21 protein-coding genes are annotated in these 21,539 nt (G+C 73.8%); 14 read left to right on the forward strand and 7 right to left on the reverse strand.

Annotation, left to right across the window (positions count from 1 at the left end; all coding sequences use genetic code 11):
• Positions 1-24: 24 nt before the first annotated feature.
• A complete protein-coding gene (locus tag ACEQ2X_RS21865; protein WP_370328000.1) occupies positions 25-876 on the reverse strand; it encodes an SMP-30/gluconolactonase/LRE family protein in 852 nt (283 codons plus the stop codon).
• Between the two features lie 197 nt (positions 877-1,073).
• Here ACEQ2X_RS21865 and ACEQ2X_RS21870 point away from each other — a divergent pair, with 197 nt between their 5' ends.
• The 10 genes from ACEQ2X_RS21870 to ACEQ2X_RS21915 all read left to right on the forward strand — a co-directional run bounded on the left by ACEQ2X_RS21870 (position 1,074) and on the right by ACEQ2X_RS21915 (position 7,953).
• Complete coding sequence (locus ACEQ2X_RS21870; RefSeq protein ID WP_370328001.1) at positions 1,074-1,562, forward strand: winged helix-turn-helix transcriptional regulator; 489 nt, start codon at positions 1,074-1,076, stop codon at positions 1,560-1,562.
• Positions 1,563-1,668: 106 nt separating this feature from the next.
• Positions 1,669-3,039: a gamma-glutamyltransferase gene (locus ACEQ2X_RS21875; protein WP_370328002.1), complete on the forward strand. Its 1,371-nt coding sequence runs from the start codon at positions 1,669-1,671 to the stop codon at positions 3,037-3,039.
• Positions 3,036-3,350 (forward strand): hypothetical protein, encoded by a 315-nt coding sequence (locus ACEQ2X_RS21880; RefSeq protein ID WP_370328003.1) that lies wholly within the window; start codon positions 3,036-3,038, stop codon positions 3,348-3,350. The genes ACEQ2X_RS21875 and ACEQ2X_RS21880 overlap by 4 nt, the downstream gene beginning before the upstream one ends.
• Before the next feature lie 52 nt (positions 3,351-3,402).
• Positions 3,403-3,888, forward strand: a complete 486-nt coding sequence (locus ACEQ2X_RS21885) for a MarR family winged helix-turn-helix transcriptional regulator (protein WP_370328004.1) — start codon at positions 3,403-3,405, stop codon at positions 3,886-3,888.
• A gap of 308 nt (positions 3,889-4,196) precedes the next feature.
• Complete coding sequence (locus ACEQ2X_RS21890; protein WP_370328005.1) at positions 4,197-4,673, forward strand: hypothetical protein; 477 nt, start codon at positions 4,197-4,199, stop codon at positions 4,671-4,673.
• 67 nt (positions 4,674-4,740) lie between these two features.
• The gene (locus tag ACEQ2X_RS21895) at positions 4,741-5,298 is read left to right on the forward strand and encodes a dihydrofolate reductase family protein (protein WP_370328006.1); all 558 of its coding nucleotides are present in this window, start codon (positions 4,741-4,743) and stop codon (positions 5,296-5,298) included.
• A 45-nt stretch (positions 5,299-5,343) separates the two neighbouring features.
• On the forward strand, positions 5,344-5,712 hold the full coding sequence (locus tag ACEQ2X_RS21900) for a VOC family protein (RefSeq protein WP_370328007.1): 369 nt from the start codon (positions 5,344-5,346) through the stop codon (positions 5,710-5,712).
• 13 nt (positions 5,713-5,725) lie between these two features.
• Positions 5,726-6,241 (forward strand): putative immunity protein, encoded by a 516-nt coding sequence (locus ACEQ2X_RS21905; protein WP_370328008.1) that lies wholly within the window; start codon positions 5,726-5,728, stop codon positions 6,239-6,241.
• Positions 6,242-6,310: 69 nt separating this feature from the next.
• A complete protein-coding gene (locus ACEQ2X_RS21910) occupies positions 6,311-6,751 on the forward strand; it encodes a helix-turn-helix domain-containing protein (RefSeq protein WP_370328009.1) in 441 nt (146 codons plus the stop codon).
• 2 nt (positions 6,752-6,753) lie between these two features.
• A complete protein-coding gene (locus ACEQ2X_RS21915; protein ID WP_370328010.1) occupies positions 6,754-7,953 on the forward strand; it encodes a HEAT repeat domain-containing protein in 1,200 nt (399 codons plus the stop codon).
• Between the two features lie 226 nt (positions 7,954-8,179).
• Here ACEQ2X_RS21915 and ACEQ2X_RS21920 read toward each other — a convergent pair whose 3' ends face one another.
• Positions 8,180-11,020, reverse strand: a complete 2,841-nt coding sequence (locus ACEQ2X_RS21920) for a cell wall-binding repeat-containing protein (protein WP_370328011.1) — start codon at positions 11,018-11,020, stop codon at positions 8,180-8,182.
• 165 nt (positions 11,021-11,185) lie between these two features.
• Between ACEQ2X_RS21920 and ACEQ2X_RS21925 the strand changes: the two genes are divergently transcribed.
• The gene (locus tag ACEQ2X_RS21925; RefSeq protein WP_370328012.1) at positions 11,186-12,955 is read left to right on the forward strand and encodes an ABC transporter ATP-binding protein; all 1,770 of its coding nucleotides are present in this window, start codon (positions 11,186-11,188) and stop codon (positions 12,953-12,955) included.
• Positions 12,956-13,189: 234 nt separating this feature from the next.
• Here the strand turns inward: ACEQ2X_RS21925 and ACEQ2X_RS21930 are convergent, their stop codons facing one another.
• Both ACEQ2X_RS21930 and ACEQ2X_RS21935 read right to left on the reverse strand, forming a co-directional pair.
• A complete protein-coding gene (locus tag ACEQ2X_RS21930; protein ID WP_370328013.1) occupies positions 13,190-14,473 on the reverse strand; it encodes a hypothetical protein in 1,284 nt (427 codons plus the stop codon).
• Between the two features lie 77 nt (positions 14,474-14,550).
• Entirely contained in the window at positions 14,551-15,192 is a 642-nt protein-coding gene (locus ACEQ2X_RS21935; protein WP_370328014.1) for a DM13 domain-containing protein, read from the reverse strand.
• A gap of 108 nt (positions 15,193-15,300) precedes the next feature.
• Here ACEQ2X_RS21935 and ACEQ2X_RS21940 point away from each other — a divergent pair, with 108 nt between their 5' ends.
• On the forward strand, positions 15,301-15,948 hold the full coding sequence (locus ACEQ2X_RS21940; RefSeq protein WP_370328015.1) for a DUF4191 domain-containing protein: 648 nt from the start codon (positions 15,301-15,303) through the stop codon (positions 15,946-15,948).
• 17 nt (positions 15,949-15,965) lie between these two features.
• Here ACEQ2X_RS21940 and ACEQ2X_RS21945 read toward each other — a convergent pair whose 3' ends face one another.
• The gene (locus ACEQ2X_RS21945) at positions 15,966-16,610 is read right to left on the reverse strand and encodes a hypothetical protein (protein WP_370328016.1); all 645 of its coding nucleotides are present in this window, start codon (positions 16,608-16,610) and stop codon (positions 15,966-15,968) included.
• 100 nt (positions 16,611-16,710) lie between these two features.
• On the opposite strand from ACEQ2X_RS21945, the gene ACEQ2X_RS21950 reads away from it, so the two are divergent.
• Complete coding sequence (locus tag ACEQ2X_RS21950) at positions 16,711-18,324, forward strand: DEAD/DEAH box helicase family protein (protein ID WP_370328017.1); 1,614 nt, start codon at positions 16,711-16,713, stop codon at positions 18,322-18,324.
• A 93-nt stretch (positions 18,325-18,417) separates the two neighbouring features.
• Here the strand turns inward: ACEQ2X_RS21950 and ACEQ2X_RS21955 are convergent, their stop codons facing one another.
• Positions 18,418-20,022 (reverse strand): cell wall-binding repeat-containing protein, encoded by a 1,605-nt coding sequence (locus tag ACEQ2X_RS21955; protein WP_370328018.1) that lies wholly within the window; start codon positions 20,020-20,022, stop codon positions 18,418-18,420.
• Positions 20,023-20,277: 255 nt separating this feature from the next.
• Here ACEQ2X_RS21955 and ACEQ2X_RS21960 point away from each other — a divergent pair, with 255 nt between their 5' ends.
• Entirely contained in the window at positions 20,278-21,117 is an 840-nt protein-coding gene (locus ACEQ2X_RS21960) for an SDR family oxidoreductase (protein ID WP_370328019.1), read from the forward strand.
• 66 nt (positions 21,118-21,183) lie between these two features.
• On the opposite strand, the gene ACEQ2X_RS21965 is transcribed toward ACEQ2X_RS21960, so the two are convergent.
• On the reverse strand, positions 21,184-21,504 hold the full coding sequence (locus tag ACEQ2X_RS21965; RefSeq protein WP_370328020.1) for a PspC domain-containing protein: 321 nt from the start codon (positions 21,502-21,504) through the stop codon (positions 21,184-21,186).
• Positions 21,505-21,539 lie beyond the last annotated feature (35 nt).

Raw genomic sequence — 21,539 nt, forward strand, 5'->3', positions numbered from 1 at the left:
TGCCTGTGCGCGCGGTGCGGGTCCTCAGCTGCCGGGAGGGGGCCAGGCGATGGACAGGACGTGACCCGACAGCGGGGCGTCCGCGAGCTGCGCCGCGTCGAGCCCCTCGCTGGCGGTCGTCACGACCAGGCGGCCGGTGACCGGGTCGACGGCGCAGTTCGTCGGGCGCGGGACGGGTAGGTCGTGGATGGTCGCCACGCGGCCGGCGGGGAGGTCGAGCACCGCGATGCCCCAGCCATCCCAGAGGGCGAGGAGCGCGGCGTCGCCGGTGCGGCAGCCGCCGTCGGGGGCCGCCCCCGGTCGCAGCCGGGCGTCCACGGGGTGGGGGCTGGCGGTGCCGTCGGCGGGGTCGACGCGCCACAGCGCGGGGACGTGGGAGTCGGCGACCAGCACGGTCCCGTCGTCGAGGGGGATGAACGCGTTGGGGATCCCGAGGGGCGGGCCGACCGGTTCGAGGTCGGACGCGCCGGCGGCCAGCCGGTGCAGGCGTCCCGGGTGGGCACCGGGGTCGACGGTCGACATCGTGCCGAGGAGGATCGTCCCGTCGCCGAGCAGGACGCCGTCGTTGGCCCGCTCGTCGGCGCCGCGCTCGGCGAAGGTGGCGAGGCGGGTGACCCGGCCGTCCGGGTCCACCACCGCCACGCCCTCCTCGTCGCCGACGAGGATCCCGTCGTCACGGACCTCGAGGATCACCGAGGGACGGGCGTCGAGGACGTGGGCGAGGGGAGTTCCCCCACGCGGACGCCACCACAGGGTGGCCGCCGGGATGTCCACCCACCCGATGCCGGCATCGGTCGCGATGATGCCCTCGCCGAGCGCGGCGCGCTCGGACGAGAGGACCACGATGTCCTCGGGCTCGGGGTGTGGGGGTGGCACGGGTGTCTCGGACGGTGGGTTGCGTGAGGCCACTCTGGCGTTGCGTCATGAGACCCACGGAGGGTTGCGTCAACGGACTGACGAGGTCATCGAGGCGTCTTATGATGCAACCCAGCCGTGCAGGTCATCCACCACCTGCAGTCTCGCCCAGGTCGTGGCCGAGGTCACGCACCCCGACGCAGCCGCTGGAGGTCCGCGTGGTCACCCGTCGACGACTCGACGACATCCCGTGCTCGATCGCGCGCGCGCTCGACGTGCTCGGCGAGTGGTGGACCCCGCTGATCCTGCGGGACGTCGTCTACGGCCTGACCCGGTTCGACCAGATCGCCGACGACCTGCCGATCGCGCGGAACGTCCTGTCCACGCGCCTCTCCTCGCTCGTGGAGCACGGCGTCCTCGAGCGCCACCGGTACGCCACCGGCCCCGACCGGTACGAGTACCACCTCACCGAGAAGGGTCGGGACGCGTTCGGCATCCTGATGGCGCTCATGGCCTGGGGGGACCGCTGGGAGGACCTGGGAGGACCAGCGCCGGTCTCGGTGCTGTGCCGCAGCTGCGACACCGAGACCACCCCGATGGTGGCCTGCTCGGCGTGCGGTGAGGCGCTCCGCCCCGACCGCGTCGGCGTGCGGCCGAACCTGGGCCAGGAGACACCCCGGCCGCGCCTGGTCCTCGAGCGCGGCTGACGTAGGTGTGCCGTCGACCTCTGGTCGAGGTCGAGGTGGCGGACGGTCTGGGAGTTCTTCCCATGTCGTGGTCGTTGCACGTCGCTGTCTAGCCTGCGGAGCTGACATGAGCGCCACCGGGTGGATCGCCGCGCACAGCCCTGACACGGCCGAGGCCGGCCAGGCCGTCCTGCGGGCGGGCGGCAGCGCCGCCGACGCGGCGGCGGCCATGACCCTCGCGGCGTGCGTGGCCGAGCCGCTCGTCGTCTCGCTCCTCTCCGGGATGCACGCCATCCACGCCACGCCCGAGGGCCGGGTCAGCGCCGTGGACGGGTTCGTCGACGTGCCGGCCGTGACCGACGGCGGGCGGACGGCGGAGACCGAGGTCGTGTTCGCCGACGAGCGGGTGCCCTACACGATCGGTGGGGCGACCTTCGGCGTGCCCGGCCTGGTCGCGGGCTGCGCCGCCCTGCACGCGGACCACGGACGGCTGCCGTGGGCCGACGTCGTCGCCCCGGCGCGGCGGCTGGCGGACTCCGGCGTCGAGCTGAGCGCCCAGGACGAGGCGCTGCTGGTGATGCTGGAGCCCGTCATGACCATCGGCGTGGGCGGCACGGTGTTCCGCCACGCCGACGGGCGCCTGAAGGGGACGGGCGACCGGGTCGTGCTCCCCGGCATCGGCCCGGTGCTCGACGAGCTGGCCGATGACGGGCCGTCGGTGCTCTACTCCGGCCGCCTGGGGCGCGCGCGCGCGGGCGGCTGCGCCGCCGCGGGGGCCCGGGTCGACGTCGCCGACCTCGCCGCGATGCGGCCGGTGCGCCACACCCCGCCGGCGGTCGACGTCCGGGGGCACGTCGTGCGCAGCCGCCGCGGGCTGTCCCCGCTGACCGACTGGCTGGACGCGCTGGCGCGCCGCCCGCTGGACGAGCACCCCCTCCTCTCCGTCGTCGCGGTCCAGGGCCCCCTCCCCCAGCACGTCCTCGGCACGACGTCCCTGGCCGTGGTGGACGGCGACGGCGGGGCGTGCGCGGTCACCGCCAGCCTGGGGCTCGGGACCGGCGACTGGTTCCACGGCTCGCAGCTGAACTCGATGCTGGGCGAGGTCGATCTGCAGCGCGGCCCGCTGCGGCCCCGGGCGCGGATGGGCTCGATGATGGCGCCGATCGTCATCGAGGGTCCCGACGGCGTGGTGGCAGCCCTGGGTGCGGCCGGGGGCAGCCGGATCCCGAGCGCCGTCCTGCGCGTGGCCGAGGGCATCCTGCGCGGGCTCGACCCGGTGGCGGCGGTCGAGCTCCCCCGTGCCCACCGCATCGGCCACCTCGTCCACGTCGAGCCGCACCTGCCCGACGAGGACGTCGACCGGCTCACCGCCGTGGGCTACGAGGTCGTCCGCTGGCAGACCCGCAACCACTTCTTCGGCGGCGTGTCGGTGGCGACGCCCGACGGGGCCGAGGGCGACCCCCGGCGCGGGGGCGCCGCGGGCCCGGCACATCCATGACGGGTGCGCCCGAGGGGCGGGCCGGGGTCATCGCCGGTGCGCGCGAGATGTGGGCCGGCGGTCGACCCTCGGCCCGCCGCGCGGTGGTGGTCTGCGCGCTGGCGCTCGCGCTGACCGGGCTGCCGGTCGTGGGGCTCGTCGTGGCGGTCGCGGGGATCGTCCTGGCGGTGCGGGCGCGACGTGAGGACGTGGCGGTGGCAGGGGATCCGTCCCGCCTCGCCACCCTCGCCCTGCTGGGTGGCATGCTTGCGGCGGCGCTGGCCACGGCGTTCACCGCCGCCCTCGCGCTCCTCTGGATCGCGGCCCGCTAGGCGGTGGAGCCACTCGTATGAATTCCGACTATTGAACGGATAGGGTGGGTCCATGCAGGCCACCGAGAAGGACGTCACGTGGCTCTCCGAGGAGGAGCAGCGGCACTGGCGCGCGCTCGTGACGGCCATCACGCTCCTGAACCGCCGCCTGAACGCGGACATGCTGGCCGCCCACGACCTCTCGGTGGACGACTACGCGATCCTCGCGATGCTGTCCGAGGCGCCGGACGACCGCCTGCGCTTCGGTGAGCTGGCCGGGGTCCTCCGGGTCCCGAAGGCCCACGTGACCTACCGGTTCCGCCGGCTGGAGAGCCGCGGCCTGGTCCAGCGCGAGGCGTGCGAGACCGACGCCCGCGGCGCCTACGCCGTGCTGACCCCCGAGGGCCGCCGCCGCATCGAGGAGGCGGCGCCGAGCCACGTCGAGTCCGTCCGCGCCCTCGTCCTCGACCACCTCACGCCCGAGCAGCTCCGCTGCGTGGGCGAGGCCATGCGCGCCATCGTCGACGCCGACTGCGCGGAGACCCCGGACCGGTACTGATCGGCCCGGTCGGTCTGGGTCGCGGGCGTGACCTGCACCATGTCGGGTCCGAACCGGGCGCGGCTGCACGGCGTCGGGTGACGCGGACCCACCTCCTGCACGCCACCGCGGACCCTCAGGGCCTTCGCGCAGTCGCCCACGCAGCTCGACCGGACGACGCGCAGTCCACTCGACCGTGGACGGGACGACGTGCCCGGGCCTCCTCTCCCCTGGGATCCACCGAGTTGACGCGTCCGTCCCCGGGGGGGTCATCGGCAGGGCAGCGCCCGGCCGCCCACCAGATGGCCCGGCGTGGCAGCATCTCACGCGTGTTCGCAGTCGAGGAGCGCTCGGTGCTGGCGGCCGGTGCGGCCGAGGTCTGGCGGGCGGCGACGACGTGGGAGGGGATCGAGGGCGAGCTCCGCCCCCTCCTCCGCATGACCACGCCTCGCGGGGGTCCACTCGACCTTGCCGCGGTCGAGCCGCCCGCGCGGCTGGGCCGCTCGTGGCTGCTGCTCTTCGGTGTGCTGCCGATCGACGCCGACGACATCGGCATCCTGTCGATCGATGACAGCGGGCCCGCGGCCGGGGTCCGCGAGCGCGCGCAGATGCGGGCGCTGCGGCGGTGGCACCTCGACCGCGAGGTGTCCCCCGCGGGTGAGGGGCGGTGCACCGTCATCGACCGGGTGGCCTTCGAGCCGCGGGTGCCCGGCACCGGTGCGGTGCTGCTGGCCGTCGTCCGCGCGCTGTTCCGCCACCGCCACCGCCGTCTGCGGCGCCGGTGGGGCGCGTTGCAGGGGCGATGAGATCCGCCCGCGGCTCCCGTCGGACAGTCGACGACCCGCCACCCCACCACGCTCGGAGGAGACCCACGTGGCCAAGCTCATCTACGGGATGATCACCTCACTCGACGGCTACGCCATCGCGGCCGAGGGCGACCTCGGCTTCGGCGCCGAGGACGAGGAGGTGCACACCTACATCGGCGACGCCTTCCGCCACGTCGGCACGTACCTCTACGGCCGGCGGATGTACGAGACGATGGTCTTCTGGGAGACGGCCCACGAGGATCCCGACGCGCCACCGCACATCGTGCAGTACGCCCGGGACTGGCAGGCCGCCGCCAAGGTCGTGTTCTCCACGACCCTCGACTCGGTCTCGAGCGCGAGGACCCGGATCGAGCGGACCTTCGACCCCGACGCGGTCCGCGCGCTGAAGGAGTCATCCGACCACGACCTCACGATCGACGGCCCGACCCTCGCCGCGCAGGCGATCGCCGCCGGCCTGGTGGACGAGTTCCACCTGTTCACGACCACCACCGCGGTCGGCGGTGGCACGCCGTTCTTCCCCGACGGCGTGCGCCTCGACCTCGCCCTCGTCGAGCACCGCGCCTTCGACAGCGGTCTCGTCCACACCCGCTACCGGACCCGCTGACGGGCCACGCGGGCGGCGGCGGGCGGAGTCTGTCACGATGCGCGGATGCCCCGGATCGCCACCATGCGCTCGATCGTCCTCGACTGCCCGGACCCCCAGGCCCTCGCCGCGTTCTACCGCGAGCTGGTCGGCGGGGAGATCACCTACGCCGACGAGGAGTGGGTCAACCTCCGCGACGGCGACACCGTGATCCTCAGCTTCCAGCTGGCCGAGGACCACCGGCCACCGACGTGGCCCGAGCCGGATGTCCCGCAGCAGTACCACCTCGACGTGACGGTGGAGGAGTCGGCGCTCGAGGACGCCGAGCAGGCCGTGCTCGCCCTCGGCGCGCGGAAGCACGACGTGCAGCCGGGCGACAACTGGCGGGTGTTCACCGACCCCGCCGGTCACCTGTTCTGCCTCTGCTGGGACTGAGGCCGCCCGGGTCGTGATCCTGCCGGAGGTCCGGGACCCCCGCCTCATCACGATCCGCCGTGGTGGGACGCTGACCGATGCCGACCACCACCTCCTGGCCCTGTGGGCGGCCACGTGCGCCGAGCACGTGCTGCACCTGTTCGAGGAGGCGCGACCCGACGACCCCCGACCCCGCGAGGCGATCGAGCACGCTCGCCGCTGGACCCGCGGAGAGGTCACCATGATGCGGTCACGCGCCGCCGGCGGCCACGCGATGGGCGCCGCACGACCGCTGCGCGGGGCACCCCGGTTCGCCGCCTACGCCGCCGGGCAGGCCGCCTGCGTCCCCCACGTCGCCGAGCACGACCTCGGCGCGGCCGCGTACGCGATCAAGGCGGTCCAAGCTGCCGCGGGTGAGGGGGAGGGGGCGGCGGCCGGTCGACGGGAGTGCCGCTGGCAGCGCGAGCAGCTCCCCGACGCGGTCCGCGAGCTCGTCCTCGACGACCAGCGGGCGCGGAACGACATCTGCTGGTCGGTGTTCGAGGTCTAGAGCGGCCACTTCCTCACTGTTACTCTCCATGCCGTAGCGATGGCATCGGAAGTAACAATAGGGAACACGATGACGGATCCGGAGCGGTTCCACTCGCCGGAGGACGTGGCCGAGCTGCTCGGGCTCCACGTCCGGACGGTCCGCCGCTACATCCGCGAGGGGAAGCTCGACGCCGTCCGGATCGGCAACCGGTACCGGATCGCGCCGGAGGACCTCGAGGCGTTTGCCGGCCGGCCGGCCGACGGGCCGGGCAGCACGACGCCGAACGGGCCGCCGCGCACGGACGTCACCTGCGTCATCGACATCCAGCCCATCGACCGCGACGGCGCGGACCGGATCACGACCCTGCTCACGGCGAGCGCGATGGGACGTGAGCGCGGCGCCGGGACCAGGCTCCGCCTCGATGCCATCCAGGAGCCCGACCACCACCGGCTGAAGGTCGTGGTCGTCGGCCCGCCCGCCGACACCGCCGCCGTGCTCGCCCTCCTCGCCGCCTACCAGGACCGCTGACCGTGGACATCGCATCACCGACCACCCGCACGGCGATCGCCCTCCTCGGCGACCCCGACCCCGACGTCCGGCTGCGGATGGCCCTCGAGCTGGGCGAGAGCCGGCACGCCGAGGCCGCCCCCGCCCTGGTCGCCCGGTTCGGCGTCGAGCGGGACTTCTCGATCCGCGAGACGCTGACCTGGGCCGTGCTGCGCATGGCCGACGCGGCGATGCCGCTGGTCCGCGAGGCGCTCGCCAGCCCGCGCTGGCTCGCGCGGCTGCAAGCCACGCACACGGTCAGCAAGCTCGGCGCGCGCGAGGACGGCGCGCGCCTGGTACCGCTCATGGCGGACCCCATCGACGTCGTCGCTTCCCGCGCCTACTGGGCCGCCGCGCAGTGCGGCGACCCCGCCGTGGTCCCCGCCCTCGTCGCCGAGCTGTCGCGCGGGTCGTCGGCGCACCGCAACAGCCTGACCGTCGCCCTCACCGACTTCGGCGACGTGGCCGTGTCACCGCTCGTCAGCGCGCTGCGAGCCGGGGCCACGGCCGCGGTGCGCCAGCACGCCGCCGACACCCTCGGCTACATCGGATCGCCCACGGCGGACGCCGCGGCGCCGGCACTGATCGCGGCGGCGCAGGATCCTGACGAGGGGGTCCGCCTGGCCGCCCTGAACGCGCTCGGCCAGCTGGTGGTCCCCGCCGCGTGGGACGTGATCGAGGGGGCTCGGGGGGCGGGCGGTCGGCTCGGGGTGCTCGCCGCCCGGCTCGCCGAGCGCCGTCCGAGCGACCGCGCGCTCCGCATGGCGGCCCTCCGCGGCAGCCGGTCCTCCCCGCTCGACGTGGGCGGCGTCGACGCGCCACCGGCGAGGTCCTGGCCCGCGCCGGATCCCGGGCTGGTCACCCTCGAGGGCGGCCCGTGGGCGGCGGAGCTGATCGCCCCGCTAGCCCTGCAGGTGGCGGTGTGCCGGCCGCGGTGGCTGTCGCGGGCCGAGGTGCCCGCCGACGTCCTGGCAGAGGTGCACGCCGCCGCGCTCGCCGACGCCCTGGCCGAGGGGACACCGGACCCGGACGCGATCGCCGAGCGGGTGGCCGCCGGTCGGGTCGAGCAGTTCGTCCACGAGCACGTGCTGCTCGAGCAGGTCAGCGTCGCCGACCCCGGGGTGATCGTCGCGGACCTGCTCCGCGGGACCGAGGTCCGGGTCGTCGACCTCGTCCGGCGCTGAGGCCCGCGCGCCGGCGGCTCAGCGCCCCTGCCCCTCCCCCGCCACGGGCGCCAGGGCCGAACGACCCGGTGCCGGTCCGACCACCGCACGGTGTGTCGGTCCACCCGCCGACCTGGCGGGCGTACCGACACAGTGGCCACGGGGCGCACATGCGATGCGGGCCGCACAGGCGAGACGGGCCCCGGCGATCGCCGGGGCCCGTCGTGCTCTGGATCGGTGGGGCTGCCTACTCCGCGGGAGCCTCGCCGGTGATGGTGATGCGGCCCTCGCCGCCCTCGGGGTACGCCTCAGCGCTCACGAGGTTGCCCAGTCCACCGTCCTCGACGGGGGTCTGGATGTACTCGGCGATCGACTGCTGGTAGGAGACGCCGACGGGGGTGAACTCCCCCTCCTCCAGGTTGAAGGGGTAGGCGTCGCCGTTGCGGATGCTGAAGTCGATCGACGCGAGCGTGACCGCGGGAGCACCGTCGACGACCTCGCCGTCGGCGACCAGCGGGGTGCCGTCGGCGAGCGTGACCGACCGGACCCGCTCACCCGGGGTGGTGATGGTCACGGTGCCCTCGTCGTCGGTCTCGACCTCCTGGGCGGTCTGGGACAGGTCGACCTCGATGACCAGGTTGGAGACGTGGGCGAAGGCGCCGTTGGCGTTCTCCACGTCGGAGTAGGCGCGCTCGAGCACGTCCTTCAGCTGCTGGGCGCTGAAGTCCGGCACCGCCGCGATGAAGTTCGCGAACGGCAGCACGTCGTAGGTCGTCAGCTCGCTGATGTCCCCGGCGGGGATCACCGAGTTGTTCCGGATGCCGCCGCCGTTCTGCAGGCCGACGATCGGCTGGCTGGTGTCGATGCCGAATTCGCCGCCGTAGGTGCCGACGATGAAGCGGTGGGCGTCGGCGACCAGGTTGCCGAGGTTGGTCTCGGTCTGGCGGATGTTCGGACGGGCGCCGTCGAGGGCGACCTCGGACATCGCGATCACGTTCTCGGCCAGGTCGGCCACGAACTCGCGCACCGGCGCCTCGACGTCCGCCACGACCGACTCGTCGCGGGCGACGCCACCGGGGAGGGACTCGTCGGCGATGCGCAGCATCCGGGAGGTGCCGTCGTCGTACGGGGTGTCGGCGAGCAGCTCGCCGTCCTCGCCGAAGTACAGGGTCAGTCGACCGAGGTACTTGTAGTCGCCGGCCGTGGTCACGGTCGGGACGACCTCGCCGTCGGCGTCGGTCAGCTCGACCGGGTAGGAGTCGGCGACGCTGAAGGTGTCCCCGGGGACCAGCGGGTCGGCGGGGTCGGCCAGGACCTCGTCACCGCCACCAGCGACGACCGCGTCCAGGCCGGACAGCTGCGGGATCAGGTCGAAGTCCTCGCCCAGGCCCTGCAGGTGGCTGATCAGGACGATGTGCTCGACGCCCTCGGCGGTGAGCTCGTCGATCTCGCCCTGGACGATCTCGACGATGTTCTGCAGCACGACGACGTCGCGCGGCGAGGAGATCGACCGCAGGCCCGGGGTGACCAGACCGATGATGCCGACCGGGGTGCCGCCGGCGTCGACGGTGACCCGCGGGGCGATCCGCCCCTCGTCGACCAGCGCCTGGAGCGCCGGCTCCTCGGAGAAGTCGAGGTTCGCCGACAGGAACGGCGGGGCGTCCTCGCCCTCGAAGGAGGTGATGAAGCGGGCCGCGAAGTCCGGTCCGAAGTCGAAGTCGTGGTTGCCCAGGGCCAGCGCGTCGTAGCCGACCTCGGACAGGCCGATCGCGTCCAGGATCTGACCCTCCTCGGCGAGGGGGTCGGACGCGCTCAGCTCGGGACCGGCGAGGAAGTTGTCGCCGGAGGTGACGGTCACGGCAGCGCAGCCGGCTTCCTCGGCCGCGGCCTGCTCGGCGTTCGCCAGGGTCACCAGGCGTGCGAGCGAGCCGAAGGACTCGTCGGCGCCGGTGCCCAGCAGTTGGGACTCGCCGTCGTTGTGGTGCAGCAGGGTCAGGCAGACGTCGGCGTCGACCTCCGCCGGGGTGGCGGCTGCGCCGATGGCGTCGGCCACCGACTCGCTGATCGCGTCGGCGTCGCCGACCAGGACGTGGCTGTCGACGGTGTCGAGCGCGGAGCCGAGCAGCTCGATGGTCTGCGGGGACCCCGCCGGGTCGACCGAGTCGACCATGACGGTCGGGTGGCCCTGGGCACCGGCGACCGCGCCGGCGGCGAGACCCTCGACGAACGAGCCGCCGGGGATCACGTAGCGGACCGACGGGTCCATCAGGGCCTCGGAGACCGCGTAGCTGTAGACCGCGGCGGAGGTGCCGAAGCGGGAGTCGCCGGCCAGTCGGGCGAGCGGGTCCTCGGCCTCGCCCTGCAGCGCGGTGGCGACGTCCTCGCCGACGGCGGCGGTGCCGCCGACGATGATGCCGGTGGCGCCCTCTGCGGCCCAGGCGTCCCAGGCGCCCTGGATGACCTCGGGCACGAACTCGGCGTTCACCGGCAGGATCGGCTGGCCGGTGGCGGCGGCGACGGCGGCGATGTTGATCGCGTCGGGCCAGCCGCGGGTCGCGTCGGCGTTCTCGCCCTCGACGAAGAAGACGGTGGAGGGGATCTGCTCGCCGATCAGCTCGCCGGCGACCTGCAGGGCGGTCTGGAAGCGGGTGTCGCCGGCGACGCGGCGGACGCTCAGCCCGGCGCCGGTCAGCTCGTCCTCGACGTCCTGGCTGACGGCGGCGACGCCGCCGAGGATGACGACCTCGCCGGCGCCGAGGCGCTGGACGGCGGGCAGGAGGCCCTCGGAGAGCGACGCGGAGTCGGTGAACAGGATGGGGGCGTTCGCGGCGGCGGCCAGCGTCGACCCGGTCAGCGCGTCGGCGTAGTCGTCGGCGCGGGCCAGGAAGACGGTCTCTGCGGACTCGTACGCCGTCTCGGCCAGCGCGATGGCCGTGCCGATGGCGTCGTCGCCGGCGACGCGGGTGCTCTCGACCTGGCTGAAGTCATTCGCGGCGTCTGCGGGCTCGACCAGTGGGGCGGCGGCCAGCAGCGCCGCGACGAGCGACACCAGTGCCGCCAGCGCCAGTGGGCGCGTTCGTGCAGTCATGCGTATTGCCTCGTTCGATCGGGGGTGTTGCGGGACGGCTGGAAGCTAGGGCGTCGGGGTGCTCCTTGGAAACCCCCGGGGTGAACGGGAGGTGAACGGACCCGGTCGATCGACGGTTCCCGCGGTGGATCTGCCGGGTGGGGACCCAGGGCGCAGACTGGCGCCATGCACCCGCTGATGCGCCTCTGGCGCCATGCGACCGATCACCGCGGCTACATCGTCTACGCGTCGCTGATGAGCGTCGGCAACAAGCTGATGGACATCGCGCCGCCGCTGCTGATCGGCGTGGCCGTCGACGTGGTGGTGCGGCGGGAGGACTCGTTCCTCTCGGCGTTCGGCGTGGAGGACGTCCGCTCCCAGGTGGTCGCGCTCGCCGTGCTGAGCGCGGTGGTGTGGATCCTCGAGAGCATCTTCGAGTACCTCTACGCCGTGTCGTGGCGCCGGCTCGCCCAGCGGATCCAGCACGACCTGCGCGTCGACGCGTTCACCCACGTGATGGGCCAGGACCAAGCGGTCTTCGCCGAGGCGTCGACCGGCGGGCTGATGGCGGTGCTCAACGACGACATCAACCAGCTCGAGCGGTTCCTCGACCGCGGGGCCAACGAGATCCTGCAGGTCGCGGTCACGGTCGTGGCGATCGGCGGCTACATGTTCGTCGTCGCCCCCTCCATCGCCTGGTGGGCGTTCGCCCCGATGCCGGTGATCCTGTGGGGGAGCTTCCGGTTCCAGCGGCTCCTCGAGCCGCTGTACGCGTCGGTGCGCCGCCACGTCGGGGAGCTGAACGCCACCCTGGCCGGCGCGCTCGGCGGCATCGCGACGATCAAGTCCTTCACCGCCGAGGACCGCGAGATCGAGCGGGTCCGGACCGCCTCGGCGGACTACGTCGCCGCCAACGACCGGGCCATCCGACCGTCGTCGGCGTTCATCCCGCTGATCCGGATGGCGATCCTGTTCAGCTTCACCGCCATCCTGGTGCTGGGCGCGTTCCAGACCCTCGACGGGGTCATGGAGGTGGCGGTCTACTCGACGCTGATCTTCATCACCCAGCGGCTGCTGTGGCCCCTGACCGCCCTCGGTGAGGTCTTCGACCAGTACCAGCGGGCGATGGCCTCGACCCGGCGGGTCATGGACCTGCTCGAGCACCAGCCGGACATCGCCGACGGCGACCGGGCGCTGGCCGAGCCGGTCCGTGGGGAGGTCGAGCTCGACCATGTCACCTTCGCCTACCCGGGCAGCGCGCCGGTGGTGGAGGGGTTGGACCTGCACGTCCCCGACGGCGAGCTGCACGCCGTCGTCGGCGCCACCGGGGCGGGGAAGTCCACGGTCATCCGGCTGCTGCTGCGCCTGTACGACGTCACGGGCGGGGCGGTGCGGATCGACGGGGTCGACGTCCGCGAGCTGCGGCTGCACGACCTGCGCAGCCGCTTCGGGCTGGTCAGCCAGGACGTGTTCCTGTTCCACGGCACGGTCGCGGAGAACATCCGCTACGGCAACCCGTCGGCGGACGACGCGGCGGTCCGGCGGGCGGCGGAGCTCGCGGAGGCCCACGGCTTCGTCGAGCAGCTGGCCGAGGGGTACGACACCGTTGTCGGCGAGCGCGGCCAGAAGCTGTCCGGCGGGCAGCGCCAGCGCCTCGCGATCGCCCGCGCGATCCTCCGGGACCCCGCGATCCTGCTGCTGGACGAGGCCACGTCCGCAGTTGACAACGAGACCGAGGCCGCGATCCAGCGCTCCCTCGCCACCGTGGCACGGGGCCGCACCACCATCGTGATCGCCCACCGGCTGTCCACGATCGTCCATGCCGACCGGATCCACGTGATGGACGCGGGCCGGATCGTCGAGGCCGGCACCCACGACGAGCTGGTCGCCGCCGGCGGGCGGTACGCCGCGCTGTGGGCGGTCCAGACCGGCGGCGGCATCCCGGCCCTCGACTGACCGGTCCGGGGGCGTGCGCCCCTCACCCTCCCCTGGGGCACGGATCGACTCCGTGATCCCACAGATCGACTCCGCGTCGCGTCAGGGAACGCGCCTGACCTGGGGTTCCTCCCACGGATGTGCATCGACCACCTCCAGGCCGGCCTGCTGCGGAGTCGATCCGTGCCCGGGGGTCATCCGGAAGCCTTGGGGCGGGCTGACGTCGGAGTCGATCCGTGGGTCCGGGGCGGGCCCTCAGCCCTCGGGGTGGAGGAGGGGGTGGCGCCGGATCCGCCAGGCCTGGTCGTCGGTCAGGGCGGTCCCCCCGACGGCCCAGAACATGAGGTTGTCCGCGTCCAGGCCGGTGCACTCAGCTCGGGTGACCTCGAGGTCGCCGTCGGCGTCATGGGGATCGAGGGGGCACTCAGGGGTGTCGGCGAGCCGGTCGAAGTCCCGACCGGTCCGCTCGGTGGTGTGGCGGGTGATGCCGGCCTGGTGCAGCACCTCGTGGAGGGCGACCAGGCCGACCGCGGTCGGGTCGTCGCCGGCGCTGACCGCGACGCAGGCGTGGCTGGCCGGACCGGTGACCGGGGTGCCGGGGGTGGCGACGGCGTACCCCTCGATGTCGCCGTCCGGGGCTCGGTAGGCAACCCCGCCGGGGCCGGCGCCGGCCGCCGCCGTCAGCACCCCCTCCCCGATCCGCTCGCTGAGGACGACCACGGCGGTCCGGGGGTCGGCGCCGGTCGCCTCGGCCGCCGCGTCGCAGGCCGCGTGGACCGGTGCGGCGAGCCCGTCGACGCCGAGGGTCCGGAACGGGCCAGCGGCCCCCTCCGGCGCCGGCACGACCTCGAGGCGGCCGATCGCCATCCCGTGCGGGCCCAGCACCCCGTCGGCCGCCGCCCGCCAGGCAGCGGCCAGCGCGGCGGGCTCAGGCACCTCCGCGGTGGCCCAGACGACGACGTCCAGGCGTTGCGGCGCGGCGTCGACGTCCGCGGCGGAGCGGACCACCACCCGCGACGTCGGGGTGCCGGCGTTCGCGACCACGTCGACGGTCCAGGTGCCGGCGGCGAGCGGAGCGCCCGGCTCGGAGGTGACGTACAACCCGACCGCCCCGGCGTCCGCGAGCACGCGCGGGTGCAGCTCGTCGACGAGCAGCAGCTCGTTGCGGAGGTCGGCGAGGTAGCGGACCTCACCGGCCGGGTCCACCACCCGCCGGATGCCGACCAGCTCGTCGGCCGTGGGGGCGATCACGCCGATGCTCCACGACACGTCCTCTGGGCCGACCTCGACGGTGACGGGCTCGGTGCCGATCACCTCGGTGACGCGCAGGTCGTCGCCCGGCGCCGTCGCGGGGGCGTCCACGCTCGGCTCGGGGGCAGGGCGAGCGGTCGCGGTCGCCCAGCGCGGCAGCTCCTCCTCTGCAGCGGTGCAGCCCGTCGCGATCGCCGCGACCACGACGAGCACCGCCAGCGCACGCGGGATCGCCGAGCGCCGGAGTTGGCGACGCCCCCCGCCACAGGCGGGGGGCGTCGAGGTCATGGGGGGAGTGTGCACCCGCGCGACGGCGAGGTGTGGGAGGTGGTGCCGAGCAGACGGCGTTGGTCGGGCGGCGGGGGTCAGGCGGCGAGGGGTGCCGTCGCGAAGGTCACGCTGAAGGGCTGGCAGTAGATGACGACGCCCAGGGGCTGGCTCAGGTCGACGTCGGCGGGGATGTCGTAGTTCTGGTTGCCGATGTTGCCCTTGAGCCGTCCGAGCTCGACGGCCCCCTCCCCGACGTGGGGCTGGCCATCGGCGTCGAGCGGGGCCAGGTAGACCCGCAGGTCCGGGCCGTTGGTGACCTCGAAGTCCTCGAAGCGGAGCACGTGGCTGCCGTCGGCCAGCGCGTAGATCGTCGCGGTGCCGGCGCCGGAGTGGGCGCTGTCAGCCCCGCCGAAGCTGCCGGTCGAGAGGACGGTCGGCTCCCCCTCCGGCATGTCCTCGACCTCCTCGACGTCCGGTGCCGCCGCGGCGGCCTCCATCTCCGCCTCGACCTCCTCCTGGGTCATGTCGTCGGGGACCTCGGCGCCCGCCGACAGGGGGAAGGCCTCGTCCTCGCCTGCGGTGCCGCCGGCGGCGTCGCCGTCCTCGGTCGCGCTCGAGGAGACGGGGAACTCCTCGTCGACGACGGTGTCGACGAACAGCGGTCGGATCAGCCAGAAGGCGACCGCCAGCACGACGACGGCTGCGACGGCGATGAGGGACTTGGCTGTGGTGCTCATGTGCGGGGACCGCCTCGGTAGGTGTGGTGTGGCCGGCTCAACCGCGCCGCGGTCCGTAGCCTTTCGCGACGCCGCTAGCATCTGGCTCCCGTAAGGAGTTCGTCACCAATGGACCAGATCAGACAGCTGTTCACGACGTTCAACGTCGTGCGCGCCAACGACCGCTCGCTCGTGCCGACGTTGGCGGGCGCGGTGGGCCTCACCCTCGTGGCCTTCGTGCTGCTCGGGGTGCTCCTCGGGCCCATGTGGCTGTGGATCCCGATCGGTGTGCTGTTCGCGATCCTGACCGCGCTGATCGTCCTCGGGCGGAAGGCGCAGCGCTACCAGCTGTCCTCGATCGAGGGGCAGCCGGGTGCGGCCGCGGCGGTGCTGCAGAACATGCGCGGTGCGTGGCAGGTCACCCCGGCCGTGGCCTTCAACCGCCGCCAGGACATGATCCACCTGGTCGTCGGCCGTCCCGGCGTGGTGCTGGTCGCGGAGGGGGACTCCCCGGCCCGGCTGCGCCAGCTGATGGCCAAGGAGCGGCGCCGCTTCGAGCGGGCGGCCGGCGAGGTCGAGGTGCAGGCGGTGTTCGTGGGGACCGCTGACGACCAGGTGTCCCTGCAGCGCCTGGCGATGCACATGGCGCGGTTGCCGAACCAGCTGAAGGCGAAGGAGGTCGGGCCGCTGCACCGCAAGCTGGATGCGCTCCGCGCCTCCGACGCGCCGATGCCGAAGGGCCCGCAGATGCGCCGCGTGCCCAAGCGGTACCGCTAAGCCGCAGGTGGCGGCCGTCAGGTGGCTGGGAGGGTCGCGATGCCCGGCACCCGTTCGATCGGGTCGTAGGCGATCGTGGACCCCATCGCCTCGAGCTGGGCGCTGATGGCCTGCTCGGTGTAGACCCGGGCGGTCGGCATGTTGTAGCCCCAGCCGGCGACCTGGACGAGGAAGGGCCCGTCGACGTAGGCCACCTCGTAGGTGTGGTTGATCGCCCCGTCGCCGAGCGGGCCGGTCCGCGGTCGGAGCAGCGCGCCGGGGATCAGGTCGTAGGGCCGTCCCGGACCTGCGGGTGACGCCGCGTCCAAGGCCGCGTGCAGCCGCTCGGGGTCGGCTGCCGCGATGACGACGACGTCCAGGCCGCCGAGCTTCTCCGCGTACCACGACCGCGACTCGCGACGCATGAAGCCGGCGTCGCGCAGGGCCGCCTCGGTCTCGTCGTCGATCCACATGGCCAGGCGGTCGATGTCGTCGTCGATCCGGTCGTCGGTCATGACCATGCCGTCCGGGGTCGGGCCGAACCCCCACCCCTCGGTGGGCACGTCCGGCGCCGACGCCCCCAGCACCGCGATCACCGCCACCACGACCGCGACCGCCACCGCCCGTCCCGACACCGCCCGTCCCGACACCGCCATGCTGGCCTCCGGATCCACCTCATCCACGCGGTCGTCCGCGTCCGTCAGCCGAGAGCATGCCACCACGTCGAGGCTGTGGACGGCCGGTTGGTGGTGTCCGGGGCGGCTGGCATCCTGGCGTGCCTCCGTGCCCGCACTCCTCCTCCGCCCTTGGCAGCAGCGCGCCCTGATCGCGCTGTCCGCCCACCCGCACCCGGACTTCCTGGCCGTGGCCACCCCCGGCGCGGGGAAGACGACCTTCGCGCTGGCGGCGCTGGCCGCGGAGCTGTCCGACCGCCCCGGTCCCGCGGTCGTGGTCGCCCCCACGGCGCACCTGAAGGTCCAGTGGGCGGGGGCGGCGGCGCGCCTCGGCCTCCACCTCGATCCGGAGTGGGTCCCGGGCACCGCCTTCGGGGCGGACATGCACGGGATCGTGACGACCTACCAGCAGGTGGCGAGCGCCGCGGCGGACCTGGCGACACGGGTGGCCGACGGCGTCGTCGTGCTCGACGAGATCCACCACGCGGGCGACGAGCGCGCGTGGGGGGACGGGACCGCGCTCGCCTTCGCCGGGGCGCGGCGGCGCATCTCGCTGTCCGGGACGCCGTTCAGGTCCGACACCCAGGCGATCCCGTTCGTCCGCTACGAGATGGACGAGGCCGTCCCGGATGTCGAGTACGGCTACGACACCGCGCTGGCCGACGGGGTGGTGCGGCCGGTCTACTTCCCCCGCGTGGACGGGGACATGGAGTGGGTGGCGCCGGACGGCTCGCACCACCAGGCCACGTTCGCCGACCAGCTCGACCGGACGCTCACCGCCCAGCGCCTCCGGACCGCCCTCAGCGTCGAGGGTGACTGGCTGCCGACGGTGCTGACCCGCGCCAACCAGGCGCTCATGCGGGTGCGGCGGACCCACCCCTCCGCCGGCGGGCTCGCGATCACGATGGACACCGAGCACGCCCGCGGCGTCGCCCGCCTGCTGCGCGAGCGGTGCGGCGTCGACGCCGTGGTCGCCACCTCCGAGGACCCGGCGGCGTCGGCGAAGATCGCCGCGTTCGCCGAGTCCTCCCGGCCCTGGATCGTGGCGGTGCGGATGGTGTCGGAGGGCGTGGACATCCCCCGCCTGCGGGTCGGCGTGTACGCCACGACGACCGCGACCGAGCTGTTCTTCCGCCAGGCCGTCGGCCGGCTGGTGCGGGTGACGACCGACACGCGGGGCCAGCGGTCGGTCATGTTCCTGCCCGACGACCCCCGCCTGCGCGCCCACGCGCTCGGGATCGCCGAGGCCCGGCGGCACCTCCTCAAGCGCCGGGAGGAGGACGCGGAGGAGGGCGACGGCGTCGAGGATCCGCTCGCCGCGATGCTCGCCGACGACGCCGAGCAGATGTCGCTGTTCCAGGCGGTCGCCTCCACGGCGACGACGGACACCGCCGAGCCGGAGTGGTTCGACACCAACCCGTTCCCCCAGGCCGACGTCGAGGGGGTGCCCCTGGAGCTGCTCCCGCCGCCGACGATGTCGGGGGCGGTGCCACCGGACCCGGTCGACGGCGCGGGGCGACCCGCCCGCCACGTCACCAAGGCGCAGATGCGCCAGCGCAACGCCGACCTGGCGCGGGTGCTGGCCCGACGCGCGAACCTGGACCACCGCGCGGTCAACGCCGAGCTGAACAAGAAGGCCGGCATCCGGCGGATCGCCGACGCGACGGTCGAGGACCTCGAACGGCGCCTGCGGGTCGGGGAGCGCTGGCTGGCCGGCCTCTGATCGTCCCCGGACGCCCGCCACACCCCGGACACGCCACGACCCGGCGTGCAGGACGCCGGGTCGCGGGTGGGGGCGAGGTCGTGGGCGGGGTGATCAGCCGCCGCCCAGGCCTCCGAGCAGTCCGTCGACGATGTCGGCCGGGGAGTCCCCGGACTCGGCGCCGCCGAGCACGTCACCCAGGCCGCCGACCCCGTCGATGATGTCGCCGACGACGTCTTCGACGCCAGATCCGCCGTCGCCGCCGGGCAGCGATCCGACCAGCCCGCTGACGAGCCCCTCGATCTCGGTGCCCGAGGAGGCCAGCGCCTCGACGAGGGCCTCGAGGTCGCCGGCGGCGACGCCGGAGATGACCCCGTCGACGACGCCGTCCGCGGCGTCCAGCACCGCGGCCAGGTCACCCAGGCCGAGGGAGTCGAGCAGCTCCTCGAGGTTGGCCAGGTCGGTCAGGTCGAGCCCCAGGATGTCGAGGGCGTCGGTGAGGTTGCCGAGCAGCAGCAGGCCGGCGGCCTGGCAGGCCAGCGGGTTCACGAAGCTGGCGCAGAGCGCCGCGGGACCGCCGTCGAGCAGGTTGTCCGCGATGCCGTCGGTGATGAACTGCATCGTCTCGGCCGGCAGGGTCGCGTCGTTCGTCAACAGGATCGGCGCGTCGTGGCGGGCGCCGTGCGCGGCCGCCGCGAAGCCGGGGGCCCAGATGTCGTCGCGGACGCTCGCCCCCTCGGCGAGGATCAGCCGGTCGGCGTCGGAGGAGTCGGCGAACCCACGCTCGGCCGCGATGGCCGTGGCAGTGCCGAAGCGCGTCTCGCCGGCGACCCGCCGGACGGTCAGGCCCATCCCCTCGAGCTCGGCGACGACGTCGTCGGCGATCGCCGCGGCACCGCCGATGACGATGATCTCCTCGAGCGCGGACTCGGCGATCGCGTCGCGGGTGCTCCCGGTCAGGACGTCGCTCTGGCTGAGCAGGACCGGCCAGCCGTTCTGGGCAGCCCAGGGGCTCACGGCCAGCAGGTCGGCGTAGGCCTGGGCGTCATCGCCGTCGGTGGAGTAGGCGCGGGTCAGGACCGCGGTGGTCGCCTCCGGCGCGGCCTGCAGCGCGGCGTCCGCGGCGGTCTCGATGCGGGTCGGTCCACCGACGCGGCCGACCTCGATCCCGGCGATGTCGAGCTTCTGGCGGACGAGGGGGCTGATCGCGTCCTCCCCGCCGACGATGACCAAGCGCTCGACGCCGAGGCGGACGAGCTCCTCGGCGGTCCGCGGGTCGAGGTCGCCGGAGGCGGTGAGCAGCAGCGGCGCGTCGAAGATGCCCTGGAGCGCCCCGGTCGTCAGCGCGTCGGCGAACAGGTCGTCGCGGGCGATCAGGGCGGTGCCGCTCGACTCGTAGGTGGCCTGGCTGAAGGCGACGGCGGCGTCGATGGCGTCCTCGCCCTGCAGCGCCAGGAGGTTGACCAGCGGCGTCTCGGCCAGCACGTCGTCGATCACGGCGACCAGCTCGTCGATGATCCCGGTCACCGGGTCGAGGATCGGGTCCAGCGGATCGAGCCCGGGGATGTCGATGAGGTCGCCCAGCTCGGTGATCTCCCCCACGCCGGGGATCTCGATGGGGAGGCCGCCGTCGTCCTGGGCGCTCGCCGGCACGGCCGCCAGGACCAGGACGGCGGCCAGGACCAGCGCGACGACGGATCGGGACACAGCTCTCTTCATTCTCCGCACACCTTCCGGGAGGCTCGACAGGGCACCGGGCCGGTGGCGTGTGACTGCGCGTCTTCCCGCGTACGCCCCGACCAGCAGGTGGTGCTACGCAGGTTGCGCGGTCGAGGCGTACGCCGCCATGGCCGGAACAGACCATATTCGATAGCCACTTGTGACTAGTACCCCTTCTTCCGCGTCGAGGTTGTCCGCGCCAGGCACCGTCGGGCAGACTGCGGTGTTACCAGCAGTCGCAGGGAGCCGCCGCACATGACCGACATCCGCTCGAGCACCGTCGTGATCACCGGGGGGGCCTCCGGCATCGGCCGGCTGATGGCCCTCGGCTTCGCCGCGCGCGGCGCGACCGTCGCGATCCTGGATGTGAACCTCGAGGGGGCGCGGATCGTGGCGAAGGAGATGCAGGCCGCGACGGGTCGCGAGCACGCCGCCTTCGAGGTCGACATCACCGACCGGTACGCCGTCGCCGCGGTGGCCGACCAGGTCCGCGAGGCGGTCGGCGACCCCGACGTCGTCGTGAACAACGCCGGGATCATCAGCGGCGGCGCGCCGCTGCTCGAGACGCCGGACGAGCTGATCGAGCTGACGATGGGCGTCAACGTCCTCGCCCTGTTCTGGGTCACGAAGGCGTTCCTGCCCGCGATGGTCGCGCGGGACCGGGGCCACGTCGTGACGATCGCCTCCGCCTCGGGGATGGTCGGGGTGTCCCGCCTGGTCGAGTACTCGGCGTCGAAGCACGCCGCGATCGGCTTCGACGAGTCGCTGCGGATGGAGCTGGCCGAGCTCGCGCCGGGCGTCCGCACGACCATCGTCAACCCGTTCTACATCGACACCGGGATGTTCGACGGGGTCGCGACGAAGGTGCCCTGGCTGCTGCCGATCCTCGACGCACAGCACGTGGCGGACCGGGTCATCGACGCGGTGGCCACCGATCGGCGGCGGGTGACGCTGCCCCGCGCGGTGAACCTCCTGTACCCGGCCCACTTCCTGCCGGTGCGGGTCTTCGACCGGATCGTCAACGCCCTCGGCGTCAACGACACGATGCGCGAGTTCAAGGGCCGCGTCCCACCGGAGTCGCAGGTCCCCTCCTGAACGCCGTCCCGACGCGCACGAGGCCCGCGCGGTGCGCGGGCATCGTGGGGGGAGGGACGGAGACGATCAGGCGGTGTGGGGCGGCGTCGGCATCGGGGGGACCGGCTCGACGGGCGGGGCCGGTGGGGCCTCGGCGGTGTCGTAGGAGGAGTCGTACCGGAACGAGTCCCAGCCGTAGACCTCCCGATCGGTCGGCATGACGAGCCAGGCGACGAGGTAGGCGAGCGCCTGGGGCCCGGGGAGGAGGATCGAGAGGGCGGCGACGAGCCGGACGGCGGTCACGTCCCACCCCATCGCCTCGGCGATGCCGCCGCAGACGCCGGCGACCTTCTTGTCGCGGGTCGAGCGGTACAGGCGGCGCGCGGTCGGTGCGGCGGTGGCGGTCATGGCAGGGGTCTCCATCGTGTGACTCGGGTGGGGTG

This window comes from Euzebya sp., from assembly GCF_964222135.1.
Classification (GTDB): Bacteria; Actinomycetota; Nitriliruptoria; order Euzebyales; family Euzebyaceae; genus Euzebya.